Genomic DNA, 16,745 nt, shown 5'->3' on the forward strand with positions numbered 1-16,745 from the left:
GCTACCTCAGCGCCGGTTGTCGGTGACCAGGATGCGGTTGAGGGTCTCGATGTTGTCGACGCACTTGCCGGCGCCCAGCACGACGGCGTCCAGCGGGTTCTCGGCGACGTGGATCGGGATGCCGGTCTCGTGCCGCAGCCGCTCGTCCATGCCCTTCAGCAGCGCGCCGCCGCCGGTCAGCACGATGCCCCGGTCGACGATGTCGCCGGCCAGCTCCGGCGGGGTCTTGTCCAGCGTCGCCTTGACCGCGTCGACGATCGCGGTGATCGGCTCCTCGATCGCCTGCCGCATGTCCGCCGACGACACCTTCACGGTGCGCGGCAGACCGGAGACCATGTCCCGGCCCCGGATCTCGCTGTCCGGGCCGTCGGTGGTCGGGAACGCCGACCCGATCGTCATCTTGATCTGCTCCGAGGTGGCCTCGCCGAGCAGCAGCGAGAACTCCTTCTTGCAGTAGTTCACGATCGCCTTGTCGATGGCGTCGCCGGCCACCCGGATCGACTGGCTGGTCACGATGCCGCCGAACGAGATGACCGCGACCTCCGTCGTCCCGCCGCCGATGTCGACGACCATGTTGCCGGTCGCGTCGCGGACCTCGAGATTGGATCCGAGCGCGGCGGCCATCGGCTCCTCGATGATGTACACCTTGCGGGCGCCGGCCATGTACCCGGCGTCGCGGACCGCTCGCTGCTCGACCGCGGTGATCCCGGACGGCACGCAGACCACGATCCGCGGCTTCGCGAAGTATCGCCGGCGGTGGACGCGCTGGATGAAGTACCGCAGCATCTGCTCGGCGGCGTCGAAATCGGCGATCACGCCGTCCTTCAGCGGCCGGATCGCGGTGATGTTGCCCGGCGTCCGCCCGATCATCTTCTTCGCCTCGTGACCGAACGCGACCGCCTCCTGCGGCTCGTCGGTCCGCGTCGCCACCACGGACGGCTCGTTCAGCACGACGCCCCGGCCACGCACATACACCAGCGTGTTCGCCGTCCCGAGATCTACCGCCATGTCGCGGCCCAGCATGCTGTTCGCCACCGCGGCACCTCCCACTCGACCCCCGACCAGGCTAAACGCGCCCCGCGCACAGCCCGTGGACCGACACGACCCGTCCGCCCAGGACAGATCGTATCGGTCCGAGCACCTGCAGTCCGCAACGGCCTTGCAATTACAGCGATTCGGCGGCCTTCTCCAGGTCGTCGACGGTGCCGGACATGACGGTCGGGAGGTGCTTGGTGAGGTGGTCCAGGGGCCAGTTCCACCAGGCGATCGCGAGCAGGCGGTCGACGTCGGCGTCGCTGTAGCGGCGGCGGATGAGTTTGGCCGGGTTGCCGCCGGCGATGCCGTAGTCGGGGACGTCGGTGGTCACGACCGAGCCGGAGGCGAGGATCGCGCCGTGGCCGATCCGCACTCCGGGCATCACCAGGGTCTGGTAGCCGAGCCAGACGTCGTTGCCGATCACGGTGTCGCCGCGGCCGGGCAGGCCGGTGATCAGGTCGAAGTGTTCGGACCAGGAGCCGCCCATGATCGGGAACGGGAACGTCGACGGGCCGTCCATCCGGTGGTTGGCGCCGTTCATGACGAAGCGGACGCCTTCGCCCAGTGCGCAGAACTTCCCGATGACCAGCTTCTCCGGGCCGTAGTGGTACAGCACGTTGCGCGTCTCGAACGCGGTCGGGTCGTCCGGGTCGTCGTAGTACGAGAACTCCCCGACCTCGATCAGCGGTGACGTGACGAGCGGTTTCAGGAGCACCACCCGGGACTGGCCGGGCATCGGGTGCAGCACGCCGGGGTCGGGGAGTTCGGGCTGGTTCACGGCAGGTCGGGGAACCAGATCTTGATCTCGCGGGCGGCGGACTCCTCGGAGTCGGAGCCGTGCACGAGGTTCTCGCGGTTGGACAGCGACAGGTCGCCGCGGATCGTGCCGGGGGCGGCCTTGCGGCCGTCGGTGGCGCCGTTCAGCGCGCGGACGACCTCGATCGCCTCGTCGCCCTCGAGGACCATCGCGACCATCGGGCCGCTGACCACGAAGTCCCGCAGCGGCGGGTAGAAGGCCTTCTCGACGTGCTCGGCGTAGTGCTGGTCGGCCAGCTCGCCGTCGATCGTGCGCAGGTCCATGGCGACGATCCGGAGCCCCTTGGCCTCGAACCGGCCCAGCACCTCACCGATCAGGCCACGGCGTACCGTGTCGGGCTTGAGCAGGACCAGAGTGCGCTGCGACATCTGTCAACTCTCTTTCGAAGTGGTCTGGCCGGCTGAGCCTAGCTGCTCTTGCGCTCTCTTGGTCTCCTCGATGCGGCGGCCGAGGACGATCGCCGCGACCCAGAAGGCCGCGAAGGCGAGGCCGAGGACGAACATCACCGGGACGACGAAGCCGAGCCCGACCGCGCCGACCTGGACCAGCGAGCCGAGCACGTACCCGGCCCGGAACCGGAGCAGACCGGTCGCGACGAGCGCCAGCGCGAACAGCCCGACGCAGACCGGGACGGCCACCGCGGGGCGGACGTCGGCGACCGAGATCATCACCGGGGTGACCAGGGCCAGGACGACCGACTCGAACGCGAGCACGATCGACGCGAGCGACCTCATGTCTGGTCCTTGCCCTTGCGGACCAGCAGCGCCCGCGCCTCACCGGCGGTGATGACGGAGCCGGTGATCAGTACGCCGCCGCTGCCGAGCGCGACCGCGTTCTCCTCGGCGAGTCGGATCGCGTCGTCGATCGCGTCGATCAGGTGCGGGCGGACCAGCACCCGCTCCTCACCGAACACCTCGGCCGCCAGCTCGCCGAGCTCCTCGGCCGGCATCGACCGCTCGACGAAGCTGTTCCGGGTGCAGATGACGGTTTCCATGATCGGCTCGTAGGCCTCGAGGACGCCGTACACGTCCTTGTCCTTCATGCAGCCGAGGACGCCGATCAGCGGCTGGAACTGGAACGCCTCCGACACCGCGGCCGCGGTCGCCTCGGCGCCGTGCGGGTTGTGCGCGGCGTCGACGACGATCGTCGGGCTCTGCCGGACCACCTCGAGGCGCCCCGGGCTGGTGATCTGCTCGAAGCCGGCCTGGAGCAGCTCGGTCGTGACCCGGCCCTCGGTCTCGGGGCTCGCTCCGAGCAGGGCCTCGACGGCCGCGACCGCGGTGGCGGCGTTGTGCGCCTGGTACTCGCCGTGCAGCGGGAGGAACAGCTCGTCGTACTCACCGCCGAGGCCCTTGATCGAGACGACCTGGCCGCCGACCGCGAGCGTCCGGCTGACGACGCCGAACTCGATCCCCTCGCGGGCCACCTGCGCGCCCACCTCGGCGGACCGGCGGAGCAGGACCTCGAAGACGTCCAGGCTCTGCTGCGCCATCACCGCCGTACCGCCGGGCTTGATGATGCCGGACTTCTCGCCCGCGATCGTGACCGGATCCGCGCCCAGCAGGTGCGCGTGGTCGACCGCGACCGGGGTGATGACCGAGACCGTGCCGTCGGCGACGTTGGTGGCGTCCCAGGTCCCGCCGAGGCCGACCTCGATCACCGCGACGTCGACCGGGGTGTTCGCGAACACGGCGTACGCCATCCCGACCATCGCCTCGAAGAACGTCAGCGGGTGCTCCTGCTCGGCGTCGACGAGGTCCAGGTACGGCGCGATCTCCTCGTACGCCTCGACGAACAGTTCCTCGCTGATCGGCTCGCCGTCCAGCGTGATCCGCTCCCGCACCGACTCCAGGTGCGGGCTGGTGAACCGGCCGGTACGCAGCCCGGCCTCGCGCAGCAGGGTGTCGATCATCCGGGCCGTGGACGTCTTGCCGTTGGTGCCGGTCAGGTGCACCACCGGGTAGGCCTTCTGGGGGTCGCCGAGCAGCTCGACGAGCCGCCGGACGCGCTCCAGGGTGGGCTCGATCTTGTGCTCTGGCCAGCGCTGCTGGAGCCGTGCCGACACTTCGGCGAAGGAGAGGTCGCTCATCAGGAGGCCAAGTCTAGAGAGCGCTGTGGATAACCGGTCGGAAGCACCCCTTGACAACCACTAACATTGTGCGCATGAGCCAGACGTCCCGCGTTCCAGACAAGCCCAGCCTCGACGGCCTCGAGGAGAAGTGGGCTGCCGTATGGAAGGAGCAGCAGACCTACGCCTTCGACCGCACCGCCGAGCGTGCCGATGTGTATTCCATCGACACCCCGCCACCGACGGTCTCCGGGTCGCTGCACGTCGGGCACATCTTCAGCTACACCCACACCGACCTGGTCGCCCGCTTCCAGCGGATGCGCGGCAAGAAGGTCTTCTACCCGATCGGCTGGGACGACAACGGCCTGCCGACCGAGCGCCGCGTCCAGAACTACTACGGCGTCAAATGCGACCCGTCGCTGCCCTACGAGGCGGACTTCACCCCGCCGGAGAAGCCGGACCCGAAGAAGCAGCTCCCGATCTCCCGGCAGAACTTCGTCGAGCTGTGCGGTGAGCTCACCCACATCGACGAGCAGGCCTTCGAGGCGATGTGGCGCCGGGTCGGCCTCAGCGTCGACTGGGAGCACCTCTACACCACGATCTCCGAGGACTCCCGGCGGACGTCGCAGCGCGCCTTCCTGCGCAACTTCGCCCGCGGCGAGGCCTACCTGTCCGAGGCGCCGACGATGTGGGACGTCACGTTCCAGACCGCGGTCGCGCAGGCCGAGCTCGAGGCCCGGCCGTATCCGGGCGCCTACCACCGGATCTCGTTCCACGGCGCCGACGGCCCGATCTACATCGAGACCACCCGGCCGGAGCTGATCCCGGCCTGTGTCGCGCTGATCGCGCACCCGGACGACGACCGCTACAAGCACCTGTTCGGGACGACGGTGACGTCGCCGCTGTTCGGTGTCGAGGTCCCGGTCCTGGCGCACGAGGCCGCCGAGATGGACAAGGGCGCCGGCATCGCGATGTGCTGCACGTTCGGCGACCAGACCGACATCCAGTGGTGGCGTGAGCTGCAGCTCCCGGTCCGCACGGTCATCGGCCGCGACGGCCGGCTGCTGCGCGACACCCCGGCGTGGCTCGAGGGCTCCGAGCTGTACGGCGAGCTCGCCGGCAAGACCGTCTTCAGCGCGCGCGAGCTGATCGTCCAGAAGCTGCGCGACAGCGGCGACCTGGACGGCGAGCCGAAGAAGACCGAGCGGATGGCGAACTTCTACGAGAAGGGCGACAAGCCGCTCGAGATCGTCTCCACCCGGCAGTGGTACATCACCAACGGCGGCCGCGACGCGGGCCTCAAGCAGGAGTTCATCGAGCGCGGCAACGAGCTGGCCTGGGTCCCGGAGCACATGCGGCACCGCTACCTGAACTGGGTCGAGGGGCTGAACGGTGACTGGCTGATCTCCCGCCAGCGCTTCTTCGGCGTCCCGTTCCCGGTCTGGTACCCGATCGACGCCGACGGCGAGGTCGACTACGACCACCCGCTGATGCCGTCCGAGGCCGAGCTGCCGATCGACCCGACCTCGCAGGCTCCCCGTGGGTACGACGAGGCGCAGCGCGGCAAGCCGGGCGGGTTCGAGGCCGACCCCGACGTGATGGACACCTGGGCGACGTCGTCGCTGACCCCGCACATTGCGTGCGGCTGGGAGCGGGACGAGGACCTGTTCCGCCGGACCTTCCCGATGGACCTGAACACGCACGCACACGAGATCATCCGCACCTGGCTGTTCTCCCGCGTCGTCCGCGCGCACTTCGAGAACGGCTCACTGCCGTGGGCGCGGTCGATGATCTCCGGGTTCGTCGTCGACCCGGACCGCAAGAAGATGTCGAAGTCCAAGGGCAACGCGATCGTCCCGTCGGAGATCCTGGAGAAGTTCGGCTCCGACGCGGTCCGCTGGCGGGCGGCGATGGCGCGGCCGGGCCTGGACTCGCCGTTCGACGAGTCGCAGATGAAGGTCGGGCGCCGGCTCGCGATCAAGGTCCTGAACGCGTCGAAGTTCGTCCTCGGGTTCGGGGCGACCACGGTCGACACGTCCGCGGTCACCGAGCCGGTCGACCTCGCGATGCTGCAGCGGCTGCGCGCGGTCGTCGCCGACGCCACGGCGGCCTTCGAGCGGTACGACTACACCGGTGCGCTGGAGATCAGCGAGCGGTTCTTCTGGACCTTCTGCGACGACTACGTCGAGCTCGTCAAGGAGCGGGCGTACGGCGGGCAGGGCGAGGCGCCGGCCGCCTCCGCGAAGGCCGCGCTGGCGGTCGCGTTGTCGGTTCAGCTCCGGCTGCTCGCGCCGTACCTGCCGTTCGCGACCGAGGAGGTCTGGTCGTGGTGGCAGGAGGGTTCGATCCACCTGGCGTCCTGGCCGACGCCGGACGGTGACGTCGCGGTCGCGGCGCAGGAGCCCGAGGTGCTGGACGCGGTCTCCGAGGTCCTCGCGGGGATCCGGGGAGCGAAGTCCGAGGCGCAGGTCTCGATGAAGACCGAGGTCTCCAAGGTCGAGGTCACCGGTCCCGCCGCGCGACTGTCGCTGGCCGAGCGGGCCGAGCCGGACCTGCGCGCCGCCGGCCGGATCACCGGCGAGATCGTCTGGAACGCGGATGACTCCGATGCGGTCAAGGTCGTCGCGACACTCTGACCGGGTACGCCGAATGCCCGCCGCCCCGGCCCGGGGAGGCGGGCACTCGCACGTTCCGCCGGGTGAATCCTCACCCTGTGAGATCGGTTTGTCATCATGTGGAACCATCGGGGCGAGCCAAAAGCTGCACCCCGTGACCCGACCGTCCGAGGAGCCAACCGATGAGCGACCCCACCAACCCGGCGCATCCAAAGGACCAGCCCACCACCCCGCCCAACAGCCCCGCCGCGGCCCCATCTGACGGCCCGGCCGACACCGGCGCCGACACCCCGGCCGACACCGCCGCCGACACCGCCGAACTCCCCGCAGTTCCCGCCTCCCCCGAGCCGTCCGATCCCCCGGCGACCCCGACACCTGATCCCGGCTCGGGCGCGGGTACGGCGGGCACGGGTACAGCGGGCACGGGTACAGCGGGCGCAGGTACAGCGGGCACAGGTACGACGGGCGCCGCCTCGGGAGCTGGTACCGCGGTTGGTGCTGGCGGGATGGGGACGGGGGCTGGGGCGGCGGACGCGGGCCGGCGTGAGCAGGCGGGTAGTGGCGGGGTGGCTACCGTGACTGCGGAAGCTGACGGGCCGGCGGCTGGGAAGACCGCTGCAGATGGGGACGGGCAGGCGGCTGCGGGTGGGAAGGCGGGGAAGAAGGGGCTGCGGCGGTTCAAGGTTCGTGGGCCCTGGGTGACGGTGGGCGGGGCTGTTGTGGTGTTGGGGGTGCTGGCCCTGCTCGGGTACGTGTGGGGTCTCGGGCCCTTGAGCAGGCTGAACGCCGAGCGTGCCATCACCCCGCCGGCGAAGGTCGCGGGACTGGACCGGATCACCGATCCGAAGATCCGCACGGAGGCCCAGCTCGACCAGATCCGCGACCGGCTGAGTCAGATCAACGACGGCAAGAAGGTGATGGTCGAGGCGTACGGCAGCCTCGAAGGTGACCGGTTCTACGTCGTGATCGCGCTGCGCGGCCGGGTCGACGTCGACAAGGTGGTCGCGGACTCCGGCGCGAGCCCGGACAAGATCAAGAAGATCGGCCATTCCACCTGTATCGACGCGGTCGGCAACCTCCTCACCCAGTGCTACCGCGGCTCCAACAGCCTTACCGTCATCGCCCAGGTCGCCAACGAAGGCGTCACGGTCGACCAGGTAGAACCCGTCGCCGAAGAAGCCTTCAAAGCCATGCGCTAGCCGAGAAGACAACCAAATTTGGTCTGCCCATCTTTGGTTGTCTCTGGCTTGGGCCTCTTAGGCCTGAGCCGCTTGCACATTCACCGATCTCAGGTGTTCAGGCGGTCGATCCCGAGCAGTTCCTCTGCCTGGCGGTGAGTCAGGTGAGGAGGCCGGCGATGAGGATCATGACGGGGATGGAGAGCAGGGTGCTGAGGAGGACTGCGCTTCGGGCGAGGGTTCGGCTGGCTCGGTAGTGGACGGCGTAGACGTAGACGTTCTGGGCGGTGGGAAGGGCGGCCAGCAGGGTTGGGGCCAGTAGGGCGGGGCCGTGCAGGTCGAGGACCCAGCGTGCAACCGCGTAGGCGACCAGCGGCTGTGCGAACGTCTTCAGCCCGACGGCAAGTACGACGTCACGCCGCAAGGTGATGGAGTCCTTCGTCCCGGCGCTGAGGCTCAGCCCGTAGGCGATCAGCGCGACCGGTACCGCCGCCGCGGCGATCAGGTCGATCGGGCGCATCACCAGCTCCGGCAACCGCACCCCGAGCAGCGACACCAGCAGCCCGAGCAGTGAGGCCACAGTCAGCGGATTGCGGAGCGGTCGCGTGACGACGGTCCGCAGTGACACGCGCCGCCCGCTCCCCTGCCGGTCACCGTCCAGTACGGCGAACGCGACCGGCGCCATCACCAGCACCTGGAACAACACGATGGGTGCGACCAACGCACCGTCGCCGAGCACGTACGCCGCCACCGGTACGCCGAGGTTGCCCGCGTTCACGTACGACGACGCGAGCACGCCGATCGTCGCCTGGGACCTGCTCCGCCGCCAGATCACCGCCGCGATCAGCAGGAACACCACCTGCACCACGAACAGGCTGATCAGGTTGGTGACGAGGACGACCGAGAAGATCGCCTGCAGGTCGGCCCGCGCGACGGTCGTGAACAGCAGCGCCGGCGTCGCGACGAAGAACGCCAGCCGGGACAGGACGAGCTCGTCCTGTGAGCGCAGTACGCCGAGAACGCCGACGACGTACCCGAGCACGGCCACCGCGACCAATGCGCCGAAGGCACCGACGACGGCGGACATCTCAGGTACTCAGCGGGCTGGACACGCTGACGATGGTAGAGGTAAGCGCTGTCCGTCGAACCCGGATGCTCAGGAGCTGGACGGTGACGTGCGGCACCTCGCGACGATCCCGGCCAGGACTGCCCGGAAGTGTTCCCGGTCGGCCGCACTGAGCTGCCCGACCAGGTCGTCGAGGGCCTTGCCGACCTCCGCATGGAACGCGGTGGCAGCGCGGCGGCCAGGCTCGGTGAGGGTCACCCGCACGGCCCGCCGGTCACCAGGAACGGGCGACCGTTCGGCCAGGCCGCGCTTCTCGGCGCGGTCCATCAGACCCGTCAGCGCCGCCTTCTCGACGCCGAAGCACTGCGCGAGCTCGGCCATCCCCTTGGGGCCGTCCAGCAGGACGCACAGCAGCCTCGCCTGCTGCGGTGTCAGGTCGTGGCGCTCGGAGATGCCGCCGTAGATGCCCTGCACCAGACCGGTCACCTGCACGAGCCCGGTCACCGCATCCATCTCCGCAGGGTCCAGGTCCGCGCCGTGCACCTGCGCCAATCCGGCGAAGCGCCGTGCGCGAGCCGCTTCCGGCGGCGTCTCCGTCTCACTCACCACTCCACGGTACATGGGATGTATAGTTAATGACACATACAGTAAATGCCATGAACTATCGAGGAGGATCGATGTCCTTCAGCGAAGCGGAGACTGCCTATCTGCGGTCGCAACCCCTGGGCCGGCTCGCCACTGTCGCGGACGACGGCCAGCCGGACGCCATCCCGGTCGGCTTCGAGTACGACGGCACGCACCTCTACATCGGCGGGATCGACCCGGTCCGGACCCGCAAGTACCGCAACGTCCGGGACGGGAACACGAAGGTCGCGTTCGTGGTCGACGACCTGGTGTCGGCCCGCCCGTGGATCCCCCGCTACCTGCGGATCTACGGCGAGGCGGAGCTCGTCGAGCGGGACGGCCAGTTCGGCACCGCGGCGTACCTGCGGATCACGCCGACCGTGTCCTGGAGCTTCAACCTGGACGGACGCCCCTTCACCCACGACGAGAAGGTCGTCACGACCCGCACCGTCCACACACCGGAAGGGGTGCCGAGCCGATGAGCTTCGACACCCGCCCCGGGACCCGCGGCGCCCGGCAGCCGAAAGGCCGCATGCTGCGCTGGATCAACACCCTGCTGGCCCGCCGGATCCGGCGCCGCGGCGGCAAGTTCATGGGCTTCGACGCGCTGGTCCTGCACACCATCGGGCGGAAGACGGGTGCGGAGCGTATGACCCCGGTCGGCTGGTTCCCGGCGGCCGACGGCAGCCGGTTGATCGTCGCCTCCGCGGCCGGCGCCCCGGGCAATCCAGCCTGGTACTACAACCTCGCCGCCAACCCCGATCAGGTCCGGATCGACGTCGGGGGGCAGACCGTCGCGGTCCACGCGGAGCAGCTGCACGGAGCGGAGCGCACCGCGGCCTGGGAGCGGATCGTCGAGGCGGCGCCACGCTTCGCCGAGTACCAGGTGAAGACCGATCGGGAGTTGCCGGTGATCCGGCTGGTCGAGCGGCGCTGAACCGTAACCTGGAAGATGCTTACGAGTCGGGGCGAGGTCTAGAAAGATTCCACCGCATCCTTCGAGGATGGGGTATGACTACTTCCGCTCGAGTCTTCACGACCGCGCTGGCCGCGGCCGCGGTGTTCGGATCCCTGACCGTCGGCGCTCCCACCGCCACTGCAGCTCCCGCCGGAGAGCACGCTACGCAGGGTTTGCCGCTCGGCGACGCCGATCTGGCCGAGACGCGCACCGACCGGACGCTGGCGCCCGGCGTCACGCTGACCCGGATCGTGCGCGGTACCGACCCGGCGCCGGCCGACCAGATCAACACGACGCCGCGCGGCCCCTGGGTCGTCAACGTGCTCACCATCGACCCGCGGACGGCCCGCGGTCACCTGAAGGCGACGTACGGGCCCGACCTGGCCCGCGTCGAGAAGACCTCCGACCTGGTGAAGTCGGCCGGCGCCCTCGCCGGCGTGAACGCGTCGTTCTTCACGTTCACCGCGAACCCGCAGTACCCGGGCGATCCGGTCGGCCTCGGCCTCTTCGACGGCAAGCTGCTCAGCGAGCCGCTCGCCGACCCGACCGAGGCCAATCTGGTGATCGATGCCAACAGCAACAGAGTCGTGACCGGCCACCTGCGCTGGACCGGCACCGTCCGCAACCGCGCCACCGGCGCCGAGCTCCCGCTCGAGTTCCTCAACCACCCGGCGGTCGTCCCGACGGCGTGCGCCACGCTGCCCGATCAGACCGCGTGCACGGTGCCGGGTGACGTCGTGCGATTCACGCCGGAGTTCGGCGCAGCGACCCCGGCCGGTGCCGGCGTCGAGGTCGTGCTCGACCGCCGCGGCTGCGTCGTCCGTACGGCGACCACGCGCGGCACGACGCTCAGCTCGAGCCAGACGTCGTTGCAGGCGACCGGCCAGGACACCGTCGCGCTGCTCCAGCTGGCGAAGGGCTGCCTGCGCACGGACCTCGCGGTGTCGGACGAGAGCGGCCGCAAGGTCGCGCTGCGCAGCGGACTGTACGGCGTGACCGGCCGCTACCAGCTCACGAAGAACGGCGAGATCGTCGTACCGGACGGCACCGGCAGCTTCTTCGACCGCAATCCGCGCACGATCGCCGGGACCACGCGCGGCGGGACGATCGTCCTGGCCACCATCGACGGCCGGCAGACCACGAGCGTCGGCACGACCATGGCCGAGACCGCGGCGGTCGCGGACGCGCTCGGCCTGCACGACGCCATCAACCTCGACGGCGGCGGCTCGACGGCGATGGCGCTCGGCGACGGCACCGTCGTCAACCACCCGAGCAGCACCGGCGGCGCCGAGCGAGCCGTCGGCGACGCAGTCGTCTTCGTCCCGGGCCGGTGAACCGGTAGTACGTTGAAGGTATGCGACTGGTGCTGTGGGCTGCCGTGCTGGTGAGCGCGGCAGCCTGCGGTGCCGACCAGTCGGGGAAGGAGCCGGCCGTGACCGCACCGGACAGCATCACCGTCACCAGTACGGCGTTCCGCGACGGTGAGACGATCCCGCGCAAGTACACCTGCGACGGCGCGGGCGTGGCTCCACCGCTCACCTGGAAACAGATCCCGGCCAACGCCGCAGCGTTGGCCGTGGTCGTCGACGACCCCGACGCACCGCGCGGTACGTTCACCCACTGGGTCGTGCTCGATCTCGAGGCGACCGCCGCCACGCTCGCGGAGGGCGGCGTGCCGCCGGGCGTGAAGCAGGCGAAGAACTCCGGCGGAAAGACCGGGTACTACGGACCCTGCCCCCCGAGCGGCACGCACCACTACCGCTTCACCGTCTACGCGTTGTCCGGGCCGACCGGTCTTCCCAACGGCGCCGACGTCGGCGAGGCGCTGGAGGCGATCGACGGCAAGAGCATCGCCCGCGGCCGGCTGACCGCGGTCTACGCGCGTCAGTAGCCGTAGCCGCCGCCCGACGACGACGGTGCCTTGGTCGGGGCTGCGGCCGCCGTCGTGGTGGCCGCGTGCCAGGTGAAACCGACGCCGGAGAAGGCGTCGGAGAAGTTGTTGCCCTTGGCCTCGCCCGCGGCGGTGTCGAGCTTGAAGGTGTAGAGCGGCTTGCCCTGGAACGTGAGCTGCTCCGCACCGGTGTCGGACCGCTTGATCGTGGCCAGCCCCTGCACCGCCTGCGAGTTCCCGGTCGCGGGAATCCAGAAGCTCAGGCAGCCGCCCGTGCACTTGATCGCGCCGCCGGCCTCCTGGTCGGCGAAGTACAGCGTCTTCCCGGAGGCGTCGACGAGTGTCTGCCCGACGCCGTTGACGTCCTTGACCGAGACCGCGGCGCCCGCCGGCGCCGCGCCGCCTCCCGCAGCCGGCTGGGAGCCGCCGCAGGCAGTCAGCCCGGCCAGCGCCGCCACCGTTGCGCCTAGCAACAAGATTGTGGTTTTCATCAGGATCTCCTCTCCCCCAGCAGATACGCGGGATCCGGCGCGACGGTTCAGTTGAACCTTCCACCGCCGCCGTGCGTACTCCTTGGGTGTGGATGACGACACAGTGGTCCGCGCGCTGTACGACAAGTACCGGCGGCCGTTGTTCGGATACGTCCTGCGCTCGGTGGGCGACCGGCAGTACGCCGAGGACATCGTGCAGGAGACGATGACGCGCGCCTGGACGCACGCGGCCGACCTGGATCCGGACCGGGCCGGGCGCTGGCTGTTCACGGTCGCCCGCAACCTGGTGATCTCCGGGCGGCGCCGGCAGGGGGCCCGGGTGACGGAGGTGCCGATCGACGACCGGGAGTTCCCGGCGCTCGGCGACGACATCGACCGGGTGCTGCAGGTGTGGCAGGTGGTCGACGTACTGCGGGGGCTCAGCCCGGACCACCGGCAGGTGATCGTCGAGCTGTTCTACCGCCGGCGCACCGTCAACGAGGCGGCGGCCGTCCTCGGCGTACCGCCGGGAACGGTGAAGTCACGCAGCTACTACGCACTGCACGCGCTGCGCGCAGCACTGGAGGAACGAGGTGTGACCGGATCATGACGTGCCCGGAGACGATGTCGATCGGCGCCTACGTGCTCGGTGCGCTGGAGGCGTCCGAGCGTCGTGCGGTGGAGGAGCATCTCGTGTCGTGTACGGCATGCCGCGAGACCCTGCTGCAGTTCGCGCATCTGCCGGGGCTGCTGCACGCAGTGCCGGTCGAGGACATCGAAGCGGATCAGCCGGAGCCTGCGCCGCTCCAGCTGAGCAAGAAGCGTGCGCGACGTAGGTGGGCGGCGCCTGTCGCCGCGTCGGTGGCAGCGGTCACTACTGGTGTCCTCAGCTGGGGTCTGCTGACCGCACCGGCGTCAGCGACCTGGACAGCGACGGACGGGGTCGGTGGGATCGACACGACAGCCCAACTGACCAGTCGGGGCTGGGGCACAGACATCCAGCTCCGACTGACCGATCTGAAGCCGTACGAGCACTGCGTGCTGGTCGTCCACGGCCGCGACGGGACCGTCGAGAAAGCCGGCTGGTGGGCAGCGAACGGCAGCTACAAAGCAGACGTCCCGGTCAGTACGTCGATCCCGCTCGGCGACATCGACCACCTCGAGGTGGTCGACGCAGGGAACACCGTGCTGAGCACGGTGTCCCCCACGACGCACTGATTCACCAGCTGTTGTTGGAGATTCCCGTGCCCAGGATGACCTGGTCGTAGGTGTTCCCGTCGCTGTCGTCGGTGTACGCGACGGCCACTTCGGCGTACGGCGAGACAGCGAGCGTCATCTGCTCCTGCCGGCCGTCGGTCGCCGAGCTGAGCCGCTGCGACGACAGACGTCCCGTGTCGGTCCCGTCGGTGCCGAAGCCCCGCACCCAGACGTCCGGGTCGGTACCTGACACGGACCAGCCGACGACGGTCTGCGCCTGGTCGTCGATACCGATCGGCGGGCCGACGCCGGCCGACGCGACCTGTACGTCGCCGTACCGGGCCGTGCCCGCGCTGGTGAACGAGCGCGTCCAGACACCGGCCGACTCCCAGGCGACGGCGAAGTCGCCGTTGAAATTGGCCGCCGCGGCCGGATGGGTCTGCTGGCCGGTGGTGTTCACGTTGGCGACCCGGCGCGACAGCGTGGCCGCGCCGTTCGTACGCGCCAGCCGGATCAGTCCGATGTTGTAGTCGCCGTTGGCGTCGCCGTCCTCGTCCCACACGACAACCGCGTCACCGGACGCCGATACGGCCACATCCGGGTTGTGGTGCTGGCCGGTCGTCTGCGAGGCGGTCACCTCCCAGGCACGTGTGGTCGGACCGGTGTAGCCGGCTGCCTTCACAGTGGCCGGCGTACCGGTCTGGATGTCTTCCCAGGCGACGGTGAACGCGACGGCCGCACCGGACGGCGCGCCGTCCGGGTCCACAGCGACGCGTGGGTTGATCTGCTGACCGGTGGCGCTGCTGTTGGCGTTGCCGGAGGCTGTGACGGTGCCGGCAGTGTTCACGACGCGGTATGGGATGTTGTAGTACCCGTTGCCGTCCGGGTCGTCCTGCCAGACGACGACAGCGTTGCCCTTGTCGTCCAGGCCGACGTCCGGGTGCAGGTGCCGCCAGTTCGTCACACCGCTGCTGCCGCCGGCCGACAGCTTCGTCTCGTACACAGCTGTGCCGTTTCGGAACAGGCGGAGGTAGATCTCGCTGTGCACGGGGTCGGTCGCATTGTCCGTGTCGCGGTCGTCCTCCCACGCCACAGCGACGTACCCGTTCCGGTTGATCGCAACGGATGCGGCGTCCTGGTCGCCGGTGGACACGCTGTTCGCCGTCACCCAGGTGGGCGCGGCAATGTGCGCGTCGGCCGTGGCCGCGGTGAAGGTCAGCGCAGTGGCTGCCAGTGCGGTGATCGCCAGAGTTCTCTTCATCGTCACACCGCCTGCAATCCGGGCCGGCCTTCCTCGATGACGAACGACTTCGCCGTGCTGACCGCGCCGTCATGCTCCGACACCTTCGCGACCGCACGGAAGTCGGCCCGCAGCTGCGTCGGGCTGATCGTCGTCCGGATGTAGCCGCGACGGTTCTGGTAGAACTTCAGCCACGGGTTCTCCGCCAGGTTCGGGATCGTGGTGGATCCGTCGCCGTCACCGCTCGAGGTGACCGAGCTGGTCACCAGCTCGGACCCGATGACGGCCGAGCTCGCGTTGCTGTAGTCGGCCTTCAGGTCGCTGGCCCAAGCCCGGTGGACGTCGCCGGTCAGCACCACAGGGTTGCGAGTGCCGCGGTCGATCCAGCCTTGCTGGATGCGGGCCCGGGAGGCGCGGTAGCCGTCCCACGAGTCCATGCTCCCGGCACCGGCCGCGTCGAACCGGCGGGCGAAGAACACCTGCTGTCCCAGGATGTCCCAGGTGCCGTAGTGCTGGTTGAGACCGTCGAGCAGCCAGGTCTCCTGGGTGTTGCCCGGCAGGCTGCGGCTGGCGAGATCGGCGTCGGAACACACCTTCCAGCCGTCGCTGCACGCCTGGTCGTCGCGGTACTGCCGCGTGTCGAGCATGTGGAACGTCGCGAGACTCCCCCAGCGCAGCCGGCGGTACAACGGGATCGAGTTGCCGCTGTTGGCCTGCGCCGGCCGCAGCGGCATGTTCTCGTAGTACGCCTGGTACGCCGCCGTCCGGCGCGCGGTCCACTGCGCCGCGGTGAGCGACGGCGTACTGTCCGCCCGCACCATGTTCGCGTAGTTGTTCTCCACCTCGTGGTCGTCCGGTACGACGATCCACGGCGCGACCGCATGCGCTGCCTGCAGGTCGGGATCCGACTTGTACTGCGCGTACCGGCGGCGGTAGTCCGCGAGCGACACGATCTCGCTCGTGCCCGCGTGCAGACGGGGCCGGCCGGTGGTCGCGCCGTACTCGTAGATGTAGTCGCCCAGGAAGAGGATGAGGCCCGGGTTCTCCTCGGCCATCCGCCGGTAGACGGTGTAGTAGCCCTCCTCGTAGTGTGCGCACGAGGTGAACGCCATCACCAGGTCACGTCCGTTGGTGCCGACGGCCGGTGCGGTCCGCGTGCGGCCGACCGGTGAGAGATGGCCCTGGGCGCGGAAGCGGTAGTAGTAGTCGGCGTCCGGGCTGAGGCCGCCGGCGACGATGTGCACCGAGTGGGCGGAGGCGTACTGCGCCGTGACCGTTCCGGATGCGACCAGGGTGCTGAAGGTGTCGGTGGTCGACACCTGCCAGTCGACGGCGACATCGGCGTTCGCCATCCCGCCCTGGCCGTCGGCGTTCAGCGGCGACGGCGCCAGACGGGTCCAGAGCACGACGCTGGTGGCGTCCGGCTCGCCGGACGCGATGCCGAGCTGGAAGGGATACGGGACACCGGCGGTGGCGGTGATCACGGATGACTGGGCGGCAGCCGGGAGGGCGCCGGCCCCGGCCGCGGCGAGTCCGCCGAGAACAAGGGTCCTGCGACTGATTGGGCTCATGAGCCTCACCTTCAC

General features: G+C 69.7%; 18 protein-coding genes. 8 read left to right on the forward strand and 10 right to left on the reverse strand.

The window, feature by feature from the left end; translation table 11 throughout:
• Window positions 1–6: 6 nt before the first annotated feature.
• The 5 genes from AB0I12_RS34430 to AB0I12_RS34450 all read right to left on the reverse strand — a co-directional run bounded on the left by AB0I12_RS34430 (window position 7) and on the right by AB0I12_RS34450 (window position 3,941).
• Window positions 7–1,023: a rod shape-determining protein gene (locus AB0I12_RS34430; protein WP_167219028.1), complete on the reverse strand. Its 1,017-nt coding sequence runs from the start codon at window positions 1,021–1,023 to the stop codon at window positions 7–9.
• Window positions 1,024–1,165: 142 nt separating this feature from the next.
• A complete protein-coding gene (locus tag AB0I12_RS34435) occupies window positions 1,166–1,813 on the reverse strand; it encodes a CatB-related O-acetyltransferase (protein ID WP_359937898.1) in 648 nt (215 codons plus the stop codon).
• Window positions 1,810–2,220 (reverse strand): nucleoside-diphosphate kinase, encoded by a 411-nt coding sequence (ndk, locus tag AB0I12_RS34440; RefSeq protein ID WP_359937901.1) that lies wholly within the window; start codon window positions 2,218–2,220, stop codon window positions 1,810–1,812. The genes AB0I12_RS34435 and ndk overlap by 4 nt, the downstream gene beginning before the upstream one ends.
• A 3-nt stretch (window positions 2,221–2,223) precedes the next feature.
• Window positions 2,224–2,586 (reverse strand): DUF4233 domain-containing protein, encoded by a 363-nt coding sequence (locus AB0I12_RS34445; protein ID WP_359937904.1) that lies wholly within the window; start codon window positions 2,584–2,586, stop codon window positions 2,224–2,226.
• Window positions 2,583–3,941, reverse strand: a complete 1,359-nt coding sequence (locus AB0I12_RS34450) for a folylpolyglutamate synthase/dihydrofolate synthase family protein (RefSeq protein ID WP_359937907.1) — start codon at window positions 3,939–3,941, stop codon at window positions 2,583–2,585. The genes AB0I12_RS34445 and AB0I12_RS34450 overlap by 4 nt, the downstream gene beginning before the upstream one ends.
• Window positions 3,942–4,015: 74 nt before the next feature.
• Between AB0I12_RS34450 and valS the strand changes: the two genes are divergently transcribed.
• Both valS and AB0I12_RS34460 read left to right on the forward strand, forming a co-directional pair.
• Window positions 4,016–6,556, forward strand: a complete 2,541-nt coding sequence (gene valS, locus AB0I12_RS34455) for a valine--tRNA ligase (RefSeq protein WP_359937910.1) — start codon at window positions 4,016–4,018, stop codon at window positions 6,554–6,556.
• 554 nt (window positions 6,557–7,110) lie between these two features.
• Window positions 7,111–7,734 carry a hypothetical protein gene (locus AB0I12_RS34460; RefSeq protein ID WP_359937913.1) on the forward strand — a complete coding sequence of 208 codons (624 nt, stop codon included), beginning with the start codon at window positions 7,111–7,113 and terminating at the stop codon, window positions 7,732–7,734.
• A gap of 139 nt (window positions 7,735–7,873) precedes the next feature.
• Here AB0I12_RS34460 and AB0I12_RS34465 read toward each other — a convergent pair whose 3' ends face one another.
• Both AB0I12_RS34465 and AB0I12_RS34470 read right to left on the reverse strand, forming a co-directional pair.
• Complete coding sequence (locus AB0I12_RS34465) at window positions 7,874–8,800, reverse strand: AEC family transporter (RefSeq protein ID WP_359937916.1); 927 nt, start codon at window positions 8,798–8,800, stop codon at window positions 7,874–7,876.
• 69 nt (window positions 8,801–8,869) lie between these two features.
• Window positions 8,870–9,385 (reverse strand): MarR family transcriptional regulator, encoded by a 516-nt coding sequence (locus tag AB0I12_RS34470; protein WP_359937919.1) that lies wholly within the window; start codon window positions 9,383–9,385, stop codon window positions 8,870–8,872.
• Window positions 9,386–9,456: 71 nt separating this feature from the next.
• Between AB0I12_RS34470 and AB0I12_RS34475 the strand changes: the two genes are divergently transcribed.
• The 4 genes from AB0I12_RS34475 (at window position 9,457) to AB0I12_RS34490 (ending at window position 12,252) form a co-directional block, all read left to right on the forward strand.
• The gene (locus AB0I12_RS34475) at window positions 9,457–9,885 is read left to right on the forward strand and encodes a PPOX class F420-dependent oxidoreductase (RefSeq protein WP_359937922.1); all 429 of its coding nucleotides are present in this window, start codon (window positions 9,457–9,459) and stop codon (window positions 9,883–9,885) included.
• Window positions 9,882–10,340, forward strand: coding sequence for a nitroreductase/quinone reductase family protein (locus tag AB0I12_RS34480; RefSeq protein ID WP_359937924.1), 459 nt, complete (start codon window positions 9,882–9,884; stop codon window positions 10,338–10,340). The genes AB0I12_RS34475 and AB0I12_RS34480 overlap by 4 nt, the downstream gene beginning before the upstream one ends.
• Before the next feature lie 74 nt (window positions 10,341–10,414).
• The gene (locus AB0I12_RS34485) at window positions 10,415–11,695 is read left to right on the forward strand and encodes a phosphodiester glycosidase family protein (RefSeq protein WP_359937927.1); all 1,281 of its coding nucleotides are present in this window, start codon (window positions 10,415–10,417) and stop codon (window positions 11,693–11,695) included.
• Between the two features lie 20 nt (window positions 11,696–11,715).
• On the forward strand, window positions 11,716–12,252 hold the full coding sequence (locus AB0I12_RS34490; protein ID WP_359937930.1) for a YbhB/YbcL family Raf kinase inhibitor-like protein: 537 nt from the start codon (window positions 11,716–11,718) through the stop codon (window positions 12,250–12,252).
• Here AB0I12_RS34490 and AB0I12_RS34495 read toward each other — a convergent pair.
• Window positions 12,246–12,743, reverse strand: coding sequence for a hypothetical protein (locus AB0I12_RS34495; RefSeq protein WP_359937933.1), 498 nt, complete (start codon window positions 12,741–12,743; stop codon window positions 12,246–12,248). The two genes, AB0I12_RS34490 and AB0I12_RS34495, sit on opposite strands and share 7 nt — an antisense overlap.
• A gap of 88 nt (window positions 12,744–12,831) precedes the next feature.
• Between AB0I12_RS34495 and AB0I12_RS34500 the strand changes: the two genes are divergently transcribed.
• Window positions 12,832–13,332, forward strand: coding sequence for a sigma-70 family RNA polymerase sigma factor (locus AB0I12_RS34500; RefSeq protein WP_359937936.1), 501 nt, complete (start codon window positions 12,832–12,834; stop codon window positions 13,330–13,332).
• Complete coding sequence (locus tag AB0I12_RS34505) at window positions 13,329–13,940, forward strand: zf-HC2 domain-containing protein (protein ID WP_359937939.1); 612 nt, start codon at window positions 13,329–13,331, stop codon at window positions 13,938–13,940. Before AB0I12_RS34500 ends, AB0I12_RS34505 begins: the two co-directional genes overlap by 4 nt.
• 1 nt (window position 13,941) lies before the next feature.
• Here the strand turns inward: AB0I12_RS34505 and AB0I12_RS34510 are convergent, their stop codons facing one another.
• Together AB0I12_RS34510 and AB0I12_RS34515 are read right to left on the reverse strand one after the other, a co-directional pair.
• A complete protein-coding gene (locus AB0I12_RS34510; protein WP_359937941.1) occupies window positions 13,942–15,180 on the reverse strand; it encodes a hypothetical protein in 1,239 nt (412 codons plus the stop codon).
• A 2-nt stretch (window positions 15,181–15,182) separates the two neighbouring features.
• Window positions 15,183–16,730, reverse strand: a complete 1,548-nt coding sequence (locus AB0I12_RS34515) for an alkaline phosphatase D family protein (protein ID WP_359937943.1) — start codon at window positions 16,728–16,730, stop codon at window positions 15,183–15,185.
• Between the last annotated feature and the right edge of the window lie 15 nt (window positions 16,731–16,745).

It is taken from the genome of Kribbella sp. NPDC050459 (assembly GCF_040655315.1).
GTDB lineage: Bacteria > Actinomycetota > Actinomycetes > Propionibacteriales > Kribbellaceae > Kribbella.

Bases quoted from the DNA above. Each gene is read 5' to 3' on its own strand.
- AB0I12_RS34430 (WP_167219028.1), bottom strand. From the start codon at position 1,023: ATGCTGGGCCGCGACATGGCGGTAGATCTCGGGACGGCGAACACGCTG.
- ndk (WP_359937901.1), bottom strand. From the start codon at position 2,220: ATGTCGCAGCGCACTCTGGTCCTGCTCAAGCCCGACACGGTACGCCGT.
- AB0I12_RS34445 (WP_359937904.1), bottom strand. From the start codon at position 2,586: ATGAGGTCGCTCGCGTCGATCGTGCTCGCGTTCGAGTCGGTCGTCCTG.
- AB0I12_RS34450 (WP_359937907.1), bottom strand. From the start codon at position 3,941: ATGAGCGACCTCTCCTTCGCCGAAGTGTCGGCACGGCTCCAGCAGCGC.
- valS (WP_359937910.1), top strand. From the start codon at position 4,016: ATGAGCCAGACGTCCCGCGTTCCAGACAAGCCCAGCCTCGACGGCCTC.
- AB0I12_RS34465 (WP_359937916.1), bottom strand. From the start codon at position 8,800: ATGTCCGCCGTCGTCGGTGCCTTCGGCGCATTGGTCGCGGTGGCCGTG.
- AB0I12_RS34475 (WP_359937922.1), top strand. From the start codon at position 9,457: ATGTCCTTCAGCGAAGCGGAGACTGCCTATCTGCGGTCGCAACCCCTG.
- AB0I12_RS34480 (WP_359937924.1), top strand. From the start codon at position 9,882: ATGAGCTTCGACACCCGCCCCGGGACCCGCGGCGCCCGGCAGCCGAAA.
- AB0I12_RS34485 (WP_359937927.1), top strand. From the start codon at position 10,415: ATGACTACTTCCGCTCGAGTCTTCACGACCGCGCTGGCCGCGGCCGCG.
- AB0I12_RS34490 (WP_359937930.1), top strand. From the start codon at position 11,716: ATGCGACTGGTGCTGTGGGCTGCCGTGCTGGTGAGCGCGGCAGCCTGC.
- AB0I12_RS34495 (WP_359937933.1), bottom strand. From the start codon at position 12,743: ATGAAAACCACAATCTTGTTGCTAGGCGCAACGGTGGCGGCGCTGGCC.
- AB0I12_RS34505 (WP_359937939.1), top strand. From the start codon at position 13,329: ATGACGTGCCCGGAGACGATGTCGATCGGCGCCTACGTGCTCGGTGCG.
- AB0I12_RS34510 (WP_359937941.1), bottom strand. From the start codon at position 15,180: ATGAAGAGAACTCTGGCGATCACCGCACTGGCAGCCACTGCGCTGACC.
- AB0I12_RS34515 (WP_359937943.1), bottom strand. From the start codon at position 16,730: ATGAGCCCAATCAGTCGCAGGACCCTTGTTCTCGGCGGACTCGCCGCG.